Below are 9120 nucleotides of genomic sequence, written 5' to 3' on the forward strand. Positions count from 1 at the left end.
TTCGAACCCTGTGCAGCTTTAAATAAAGTTATTTTTGTCGTTCACTATAGAAGCTCCATGCGAATGACTCTACCCATCCGTGCCGAATACAGTAGCTCGTTAAACCGCAATAGTCTGTCCTCTTTCTTCCACTAAAAAACTCCCCGAGGGGAGTTTTTTTAGTGGAATTATTCAGCATCTTCCGGCAGTTCTGCGTTGGTGTACACTTCCTGTACATCGTCGAGATCTTCCAGTTCAGCGGTGAGATGCGCCATGGTCTGGGCAGCATCGCCTTCCAGTTTCACATAGTTATCCGGAACCATAGCCACTTCAGAAGCTTCTACGGGGATACCTGCTTTTTCCAGGGCTTCCGATACGGTGAGGAAGTCTTCCGGAGAAGTGGTAATTTCGAAGCTGTCTTCATTGGTAGCCACGTCATCAGCGCCGGCATCAAGGGCAGTCATCATGACGGTGTCTTCATCGGAAGCATCCTTGCTGACAACGATGGTGCCCTTCTTTTTGAACATCCAGGATACGCATCCCGGTGTTCCGACGGAACCACCGTGATGGGTGAAGGCATGACGGATATCAGCAGCTGCGCGGTTGCGGTTATCCGTATTGCATTCCACGATGACCGCAGCGCCGCCGGGGCCATAACCTTCGTAGGTCACTTCATCAAAGCCGGCACCGCTGGCAGCGCCAACGCCCTTGGCAATGGCTCTCTGGATGTTTTCCTTCGGCACATTGTTCTGCTTTGCTTTGGTGAGAGCCAGTTTCAGGCGCATGTTGCCTACCGGGTCTCCGCCGCCCATACGGGCTGCAATTGTAATTTCTTTGGAAATCTTGGTGGTAATTCTGGCGCGGATGGCATCAGTTTTGCCTTTCTTACGCTTAATGTTTTCCCACTTGGAATGTCCGGACATAGTAAATTATTCCTCCTTTTTGTTCCACCAGGGTTCGCCCAGAAGGCGGTCGAGGATGATGGCTACGGCACTTCTCACGCAGAGGTGGTTATAGGTGCCGGCGCCATAAATCGGTTCCACAATATAATCAAATTTCTTCATCATTTCCTTGGTCATGCCGAAGCCTGTGCCGAAGAGAATGAATATGGGCGTGTCCTCTTCATGGATTTTCCTGCGCATGGCAGCGTAGGATACAGTATTAGGATACACCCTGGCGTCGGTGGTGACAATAGCCGGTTTCTTTCCCGTCTCTTTTTCGATCCGGGAAATCGCATCATCCAGTGAGGGAACCAGCTCGGTTTCCTCAAAGGCTTCTTTGCGGTTGGCATTGTAATGGACGCCACCACCGGTTTTCCAATGGTTCATGATACGAAGGGCCATTTCACGCTGTGCTTCTACGGGATGCACGATGAAATACCGCTTCACATCATAGGTTTTTGCCGTTCTGGCAATATCATGAAGGTCATAGTTCGTAAGAGCTGTAGTGACCACTTCCATGTGCTTATTGTAAATAGGATAGTGTATGAGACCTATGTAGACAGGTGCCAATTTCACTCCTCCTTTTCTTCTTCCCGGATTTCCGCCATCAGCTTCTTATCTTCACCGGAAAGGATGAGTTTTCCAAAAAGATCAGGCCGGTGATGGAGCGTACGCCGAAGGGCTTCTTTCCGCCGCCATCTGGCAATATTGGCATGATGGCCGGACAGGAGCACATCCGGTACCTTCCACCCATTGTAATCATAGGGCTTTGTGTACTGCGGATACTCCAGGATAGGTTCATAAAAAGAATCGGTGGCGGCACTGCCTGCATCCCCCAGGACTCCAGGCACCATACGGGCCACGGCATCACTGATGACCATAGCTCCCAGCTCTCCGCCGGTGAGCACATAGTCTCCAATGGAAATCAATTCATCCGCCAGGTGTTCTTCCACCCGATGGTCCACGCCTTCATAGTGTCCACAGATGAGGACCAGATGGTCATAGTCCCGATAGAGTTCCTTCGCCTTATCCTGGGTGAAAGTCTCCCCAGCAGGGGACAGGAAAATGACTCGATCCCGCTTTCCTTTTTCCGAAAGCACATGATGGCACGCATCAAAAAGGGGCTGGCACATCATCAGCATGCCTGCTCCGCCACCATAAATCGTATCATCCACCTGACGATGGCGGCTTTTGGTAAAATCCCGGGGATTGGTGACCGCCATTTCCATAAGGCCTGCTTCCAGGGCTCTTTTAATCATGCTTTGGTTAAAAAAAGCCTCCACAAATTCAGGAAACAGGGATAGAATATCAATTTTCAAGTTAACCTCTGGCTGAAACAGGGAATCAGCAGGAGCCCTGCATCCTGCGCCGGACTTTTCCCCTGCATGATTTCCTTACACTGCTATTCCCACTCCGGCAGGCGCACCGTCATCCGTCCTGCCTCTACATCTACGGAAAGAACACACGACGGTATGGCCGGAATCAGGATTTCCTTATGGTCCGGCTTCTCAACAACATAAACGTTATTGGCCCCGGTTTCCATGATTTCCTTCAGGGTCCCCACGGCAGCACCGTCTTCTGTTACTACGGAAAGCCCAATGAGCTGGAAGTAGTAATAGGTTCCTTTCCTACGAGGCGGGAGTTCCGAAAAAGGAACCTCCACCTCTTTAGAAATGAGGGTTTCCGCCATGTTCCTGTCATCCACTCCTTCCACATGAAGGATGTACACATTCTTATGGGGACGGGCAGAGACCAGATGGAAGGCTTTTCCTCCGATATAGATAGTTTTGAGTTTTTTGAAAATCTCCGGCCTGTCCGTATCGGGAAGAATACGCAAATCACCCCGCACACCATGCGGGGCTACGATTCGGCCGACGATTATTTTCTCATCGGGATTCATATCAGTTACGGAAAGCGATAATCTTTCCATCCTCAACCAGAATTTCACCGCCGGTGAGTTCATTCATGTCGTCTCCAACATGGACAGTCACAAGACGGCTCATGGGTGCACGGTTGAGTTCTGCACCAATGGCAAGCTTTTCCAGGTGTTCCTTATCAGCATTCAGTTTATCCTTCACCTGTTGCATACGGGCCTTCTGGGCCTCATACTGGGCACGGAGAGGAGCGACGGCCTGAATGTTAATCTTAGCCTGTTCAGCCAGTTTCCCATTTGCTTCAAAATCAAGCTGTGCCATATCATGTTCGACACGGCTGATATTCTGCCCGATTTCATTGAGCAGTGTAGTCTTTAAAGCCTCGGTAAGCTTGGATTTCACAGCCACCGGGACGATGATCTGCATTTCTTCCATTTAGGCACCCCTCAGATAATATCAACAGCGACTTTCCGGTTTTCCCGGAGAGCCCCTGCCTTGACTACGGTGCGAATTGCATTGGCAATGCGGCCTTTCCTGCCGATGACTTTCCCCATGTCTTCCGGGGCAACATGGACCTGATAAATCTCCAGGCTGCCCTTTTGGACTACGGTGACAGAGACGGCGTCAGGGTTCCTTACCAGAGCCCTTACCAGTGTTTCCACTAATTCTTTCATACGCGGCCCCCATTATTTCTTTGCTTCTGCAAACTTAGCAAGGATGCCATTCTTTCTAAGGATAGAACGAACGGTGTCGGTCGGCTGTGCGCCTTTTCCCAGCCAGGAAAGAACCTTTTCTTCATCAATCTTTACCGGAGCATCCAGTTTAGCAGGGTCGTACCAGCCGATGGTATCGGTAGGAGCGCCATTTCTTGCTTCTCTGGAATCGATAACTACGATACGGTAGAAAGGATTCTTCTTGGCACCCATACGGGTCAAACGAATTTTTAACATGAAATTCACCTCCTTGAATTGGTCTCGATTATTTATGGAACATCCCGGGGAAGCCGCCAAGGCCTCCCAGCTTGGATGGGTTTATTTTCTTGCCTTTCATTTTCTTCATGGTCTTCTGCATTTCAGCAAACTGCTTCATCATGCGGTTCACATCCTGAATTTTCACGCCGGCGCCATTGGCTATGCGCTTTCGGCGGCTTCCGTTCAGGATTTTCACATTGGCCCTTTCGGCAGGAGTCATGGAAAGGATAATAGCCTCTATGTGCTTGACTTCTTTACCATCCAGGTCAATGTCCTTCAGCTGGTCCTTGAACTTGCCCATTCCCGGGAGCATACCCAGGATGGACTGGAAGGAGCCAAGCTTTCTCACCTGCTTCAGCTGCTTCAGGAAATCATCCAGTGTAAATTCCCCTTTTCTGATTTTCCCAGCAGCATCTTTCAGGGAATCTGCATCCATATTCCTCTGGGCCGTTTCAATGAGCGTCTCCAGGTCTCCTAAATCAAGGATGCGTCCTGCCATGCGGTCAGGATGGAAATCTTCCAATCCCCCATCCAGCTTTTCTGAAACGCCGATCATCTTGATCGGTTTTCCGGTGACTGACTTGATGGAAAGCGCTGCACCGCCTCTGGCATCGCCGTCCATCTTTGTGAGGATAGTCCCGTCGATGCCAAGGTTTTCATCAAAAGCCCTAGCCGTAGTTACGGCATCCTGGCCGGTCATGGAGTCCAGGACCAGCAGGATTTCATGGGGATGAACCTCGGCCTTGATATTCCGAAGTTCAGCCATCAGTTTTTCATCAATAGTCAGACGGCCGGCGGTATCGAGAATGACAATATCCCGATTGTAGGCCTTCGCCGTATCAATGGCATAGCTGGCAATATGGACAGGATCCACATTGGGCGGCATCCGGTATACCGGTACATCCGTCTGCTGGCCTAATACTTCCAGCTGTTTGATAGCGGCAGGCCGGTAAACGTCGCAGGCCGCCAGAAGGGGACGGTGGCCCTTTTTCTTGAACATGAGGGCCAGCTTGCCGGCGGTTGTCGTCTTGCCGGCACCCTGGAGGCCTACCAGCATGATAACCGTCAATCCCGACGGCGAAAGGGTAATCTTGCTCTGGGTACCGCCAAGGAGCTCTGTCAGCTCATCCCGGACGATCTTAATGACCGTCTGGTCCGGTTTCAGGCTTCCAAATACCTCTTCCCCCATGGCCTTTTCACGGACATGGGCAATAAAGTCTTTAGCCACCTTGAAATTGACGTCCGCTTCCAGAAGAGCCCGGCGTACTTCGCGGAGTGCTCCATCAATATCACTTTCCGAAAGCTTTCCTTTTCCCCGGAGGTCTTTAAATGCTGACTGCAGCTTATCTCCTAAACTTTCAAATGGCATAGGGTCACCTTCAATCCGATAACAAGTCAATCAACTGGCGTGCATCCTGTCGATGCTCTTCCGGGATCATCCCCAAAAGCGCCCTGGCAGCTTTCTGCTTCTCCGGCCGTAAAGAAACCAGATGGAGCGCCGACTCATAAGCCAGAAGCTGCTCTTCCCCGTGCCGCATGGCATCATGGACGGCCTGGCGGGAAATATGGAAGTGGCCGGCGATTTCCGCCAGCGTCAGGTTTTCGTTATAGTACAGGTCCAGGCATTCCCTCTGGCGGTCCGTCAGAAGGGCTCCATACTGATCCAGGAGCTCGCCCTTTTCTACAATGTTTTCAATAGACATAGGAATCACCACAACGGATGTCATTATACAGGAAGAAAGCATGCTTGTCAAGCAGATTTGCTTTACAGAGCTGAACGCAGTCCGTTGTTGTTCATTTATATGAATGGAGCCTAAAATAACCGGTTAGCATCATTTGCTGTACCATTCAGGTCGTGAACACTGCGATTCAGGGCTGCTGCTTTCAGTGGCAGACATTATCCCGTTAAAATAATACTGTGATAAGAAACAGTCTATTTTTATCAGTATGCACTACAATAAGAATTTTTGATATCAGCTCTGATTGTTTTCTAAGGTATTTATTGATCAAAATGCCAATAAATTGACTGGTCAGCGACTGCAGAGCAGGCAGAGGCCAGCCATCGAATGACCTATAGACTGATTTGTACAATATTTCGTACCAAAGAGGTAAGACTCCGTCTGTATACCTTTCACCTTTCTATTCTCATTGAGTAAAACAGGACTTTGCACCGGCGACGTCGCCACTCTTCTTCGCAGTATAAGCAGTATAATATAATATATACATTATGAGGAGGAATTACTATGCCCTGTACAACTCTGCTTGTTGGAAAAAATGCATCCTATGACGGGTCCACCATGATGGCCCGGAATGAAGACTCCCCTTCCGGCAGTTTCACGCCGAAGAAGTTTATTGTAATGAATCCGAAGGACCAGCCCCGGAAATACCAGTCGGTACTGACGAAGTTCCACATGGACCTTCCCGGGGAACCACTGCGGTATACGGCCATGCCCAATGCGCTTCCGGAGGAAGGATTCTGGGGAGAGGCAGGCATCAATGAGGCCAATGTAGCCATGTCGGAAACCGAGACCATCACCTCCAATGACCGGGTGCTGGGGGCGGATCCCCTCGTGAAAGATGGCATTGGGGAAGAGGATATGCTGGCCCTGGTGCTCCCCTACATCCGGAGCGCCCGGGAAGGGGTGCTGCGGCTGGGGAAGCTGCTCGAAACCTGCAGCACCTGCGAACTGAATGGTATCGGTTTCCAGGATCAAGAGGAAATCTGGTGGTTCGAATCCATCGGCGGCCACCACTGGATGGCCAGGCGGGTGCCTGACGATAGCTATGTGGTCATGCCGAACCAGCTGGGCATCGATGCCCTGGATTTATCCGATGCCCTGGGCGAAGGAAAGGACTGCCTCTGCTCTCCGGACCTGGACGCCTTTATCCGGGATAACCACCTGGACCTTTCCATGAAACAGGAAGGCCCCTTTGACAGCCGCAGTGCCTTTGGGAGCCGCAGCGATTCGGACCACACCTACAACACGCCAAGGGCCTGGTCCATGCTTTCCTATTTCAACCCCCACAGTTTTCAAAAGGACGGCGCCCTCTCTTCCATGACGCCGGAATCTGATGACCTTCCCTGGAGCATGGTACCGGAGAAGAAAATCACCGTGGACGACGTGAAATACGTGCTCAGCAGCCATTACCAGGGCACCCCCTACGACTGCTACGGAGGGCGGGGTGATGAGCACAGCCGGAACCGGTACCGTCCCATCGGCATTAACCGGAATAATTTCCTCGCCCTCACCCAGCTCCGCCCCTATGTAAAACCGGACAGGATGGCAGTGGAATGGATCGCCATGGGCTGCAATGCCTTCAATGGGTTCATTCCCTTCTATGCCAACGTCACAAAGACACCGTCGTACCTTGCAGAAACGGGAAATGTGCCGGACAGCCAGCAGTTCTACTGGGCCAACCGGTTCATCGCCGCCCTGGCAGACGCCCACTTCGGTTCCACTTCTTCTTCCATAGAGCGGTACATCGCCGCCACATCAAACCGGGCTGCCGCCCTTCTCCATGAGTTCGACCGGGAACCGGCAGAGGGCGATATCCATGGTTACCTGGAATCCTGCAACGAAAAGATGGCTGCCATGGCCAAAGAAGAGACCAACAAGTGCCTGGACCAGGTCCTCTATACGGCCAGTCTGGAAATGAAGAATTCCTTCGCCCGGTCCGATAATTAAGGAAGCGCTGCTTAATCAGCAGAGTCAGATTTAATCAGTCCTTCCCTAATATGAATAACGGCCACACAAGTGGATAGGGACAACCATCAATCTCAACATTCACCTGAAAGGAGACTCCCATGAAAAATCCATTCTTACCCTGTCTCTCTGTGCCCTGATTTCCACGGGCTCCCTGCCAGCTTTTGCCAAAGAGGCACCGCGGGATAACTTTTTCTGGCTGGGCCAGATTAATAAGGCCTCCGACGTCATCAATACGGAAGAAGGACTCCTGACGCCGGAAGAGGGCCACGCCTTTGCCAGGGGCATCGACAAAGTCCTGAAGGACGGAGCCCTGCCCAACGCGCCCCGTCCCCGGAACGTGGTGGCCTTTGAGCCCTATCTCATCAAGGCCGCAGGGCCGGACGTAACGAAGATTCACGCCGGCCGGTCGTCCCAGGACATGCTCACCACCGTGGGCATCATGGAACAGCGGGAACACCTCATCGCCATGGCCAGGGAGCTGGACAAGGTGCAGGGGGATCTCATCCGGCTGGCCGAGGAAAACAGAAATACCCTCATCCCGAACTACACCAATGGCGTCTCCGCCCAGCCCAACAGCATGGCCCATTATCTCATCGCCTACGCCAATGCCTACAGCCGGGACATAGACCGGGTGGAGGAATACTATAAACGGCTCAACCGAAGCCCCATGGGCTCTACGGTGCTCAACGGCACCGGCTGGCCCCTTGACAGGGACCGCATGGCTTCGTACCTGGGCTTCGACGGCATTACCTACAATACCTACGCTGCGGGGCAGATCTTCCCCCCAGGAAGCGCCTATTGAAACCGGGGGCATTACGAACTGTATCGCCATCCACACCACCGGCTTCATCGAGGAAATCATGCAGCAGTACGCCCAGCCCCGGCCCTGGGTACTCTTGAAAGAAGGAGGCGGCAATACCTACGTGTCCTCCGCCATGCCTCAGAAGCGGAATCCCGGCATCCTGAACAGCTGCCGCACCGATGCCTCCACCCTTCTCGGCATGTCGGTGGAAGCCATGTTCCGCTCCCACAACATTCCCGCCGGCATGGCCGACGGCCGGCTGAACGGCGCCCGGGACATCATGCCCCAGGCCACAAAGGTCCTTTCCGGCATGGACCGGATTCTGAATAACCTGGTCATCCACCCGGACCGGTCTCTGGAAGAGCTGAACCTGGACTGGACCTGCTCCCAGGAGATCGCCGATGAACTCATGAAGAACCATGGCATCCCCTTCCGGGAAGGCCACCACTTCGCCAGCGAAATTGTCACCTACGCCAGGGCCCACGATATTACGCCCCGGGATTTCCGCTATGAAACGGCAAAAGAAGTGTATCGGGCGGTGGCAGAAAAGGACCCGAACCTGCCAACCGCATTCCCTATGACCGAGGAAGAATGGAACCACGCCAAAGATCCGGCTTCCATTGTGGCAAACCGAAAAGTCAAAGAGGGACCCCAGCCGGCAGAGCCTGACAAAATGATTGCCATGGCCAAAGAAGACCTCGCCCGCCACGAGTCCTGGGTGGAAAATACGGAGAACCGCCTGAAAGAAGCAGAGGACCGGCTGGACCGGGACTTTGAGAAGCTACTGTGATATTTCAGTTTGTCGAGCTGTTGGTATTCGGTGTTGACGGGTAGAGTCACTCGCAC

General features: G+C 52.5%; 12 protein-coding genes. 3 read left to right on the top strand and 9 right to left on the bottom strand.

The window, feature by feature from the left end:
- Window positions 1-167 precede the first annotated feature (167 nt).
- From QZR21_RS06355 to ylxM, 9 genes are all read right to left on the bottom strand, one after another.
- Window positions 168-902, bottom strand: a complete 735-nt coding sequence (locus tag QZR21_RS06355; protein WP_296097932.1) for a YebC/PmpR family DNA-binding transcriptional regulator — start codon at window positions 900-902, stop codon at window positions 168-170.
- Window positions 903-908: 6 nt separating this feature from the next.
- The gene (locus tag QZR21_RS06360; protein ID WP_296097930.1) at window positions 909-1490 is read right to left on the bottom strand and encodes an RNA methyltransferase; all 582 of its coding nucleotides are present in this window, start codon (window positions 1488-1490) and stop codon (window positions 909-911) included.
- A 2-nt stretch (window positions 1491-1492) separates the two neighbouring features.
- Window positions 1493-2239: a tRNA (guanosine(37)-N1)-methyltransferase TrmD gene (gene trmD / locus QZR21_RS06365; protein ID WP_296097929.1), complete on the bottom strand. Its 747-nt coding sequence runs from the start codon at window positions 2237-2239 to the stop codon at window positions 1493-1495.
- Window positions 2240-2322: 83 nt separating this feature from the next.
- On the bottom strand, window positions 2323-2883 hold the full coding sequence (gene rimM / locus QZR21_RS06370) for a ribosome maturation factor RimM (RefSeq protein ID WP_363143093.1): 561 nt from the start codon (window positions 2881-2883) through the stop codon (window positions 2323-2325).
- Window positions 2822-3229 (bottom strand): YlqD family protein, encoded by a 408-nt coding sequence (locus QZR21_RS06375; RefSeq protein ID WP_296097925.1) that lies wholly within the window; start codon window positions 3227-3229, stop codon window positions 2822-2824. Before QZR21_RS06375 ends, rimM begins: the two co-directional genes overlap by 62 nt.
- A gap of 11 nt (window positions 3230-3240) precedes the next feature.
- The gene (locus QZR21_RS06380) at window positions 3241-3468 is read right to left on the bottom strand and encodes a KH domain-containing protein (RefSeq protein WP_296097924.1); all 228 of its coding nucleotides are present in this window, start codon (window positions 3466-3468) and stop codon (window positions 3241-3243) included.
- A 12-nt stretch (window positions 3469-3480) separates the two neighbouring features.
- Entirely contained in the window at window positions 3481-3744 is a 264-nt protein-coding gene (gene rpsP / locus QZR21_RS06385; RefSeq protein ID WP_273095934.1) for a 30S ribosomal protein S16, read from the bottom strand.
- Window positions 3745-3772: 28 nt separating this feature from the next.
- The gene (gene ffh, locus QZR21_RS06390) at window positions 3773-5134 is read right to left on the bottom strand and encodes a signal recognition particle protein (RefSeq protein ID WP_296097921.1); all 1362 of its coding nucleotides are present in this window, start codon (window positions 5132-5134) and stop codon (window positions 3773-3775) included.
- 10 nt (window positions 5135-5144) lie between these two features.
- Window positions 5145-5468 (bottom strand): YlxM family DNA-binding protein, encoded by a 324-nt coding sequence (gene ylxM / locus QZR21_RS06395; protein ID WP_296097920.1) that lies wholly within the window; start codon window positions 5466-5468, stop codon window positions 5145-5147.
- Window positions 5469-6008: 540 nt separating this feature from the next.
- Here ylxM and QZR21_RS06400 point away from each other — a divergent pair.
- The 3 genes from QZR21_RS06400 (at window position 6009) to QZR21_RS06410 (ending at window position 9064) form a co-directional block, all read left to right on the top strand.
- Complete coding sequence (locus QZR21_RS06400; RefSeq protein ID WP_296097919.1) at window positions 6009-7451, top strand: C69 family dipeptidase; 1443 nt, start codon at window positions 6009-6011, stop codon at window positions 7449-7451.
- A gap of 358 nt (window positions 7452-7809) precedes the next feature.
- Window positions 7810-8274 carry a lyase family protein gene (locus QZR21_RS06405; protein WP_296097917.1) on the top strand — a complete coding sequence of 155 codons (465 nt, stop codon included), beginning with the start codon at window positions 7810-7812 and terminating at the stop codon, window positions 8272-8274.
- Entirely contained in the window at window positions 8177-9064 is an 888-nt protein-coding gene (locus QZR21_RS06410; protein WP_296097916.1) for a hypothetical protein, read from the top strand. The genes QZR21_RS06405 and QZR21_RS06410 overlap by 98 nt, the downstream gene beginning before the upstream one ends.
- Window positions 9065-9120: the final 56 nt, after the last annotated feature.

Origin of the sequence: uncultured Dialister sp. (assembly GCF_900541605.1) — a bacterium.
Classification (GTDB): Bacteria; Bacillota; Negativicutes; order Veillonellales; family Dialisteraceae; genus Dialister.

Coding starts and splice junctions, on each gene's coding strand:
- QZR21_RS06355 (WP_296097932.1), bottom strand. CDS start 902: ATGTCCGGACATTCCAAGTGGGAAAACATTAAGCGTAAGAAAGGCAAA.
- rimM (WP_363143093.1), bottom strand. CDS start 2,883: ATGAACTCACCGGCGGTGAAATTCTGGTTGAGGATGGAAAGATTATCG.
- QZR21_RS06375 (WP_296097925.1), bottom strand. CDS start 3,229: ATGGAAGAAATGCAGATCATCGTCCCGGTGGCTGTGAAATCCAAGCTT.
- QZR21_RS06380 (WP_296097924.1), bottom strand. CDS start 3,468: ATGAAAGAATTAGTGGAAACACTGGTAAGGGCTCTGGTAAGGAACCCT.
- rpsP (WP_273095934.1), bottom strand. CDS start 3,744: ATGTTAAAAATTCGTTTGACCCGTATGGGTGCCAAGAAGAATCCTTTC.
- ffh (WP_296097921.1), bottom strand. CDS start 5,134: ATGCCATTTGAAAGTTTAGGAGATAAGCTGCAGTCAGCATTTAAAGAC.
- ylxM (WP_296097920.1), bottom strand. CDS start 5,468: ATGTCTATTGAAAACATTGTAGAAAAGGGCGAGCTCCTGGATCAGTAT.
- QZR21_RS06400 (WP_296097919.1), top strand. CDS start 6,009: ATGCCCTGTACAACTCTGCTTGTTGGAAAAAATGCATCCTATGACGGG.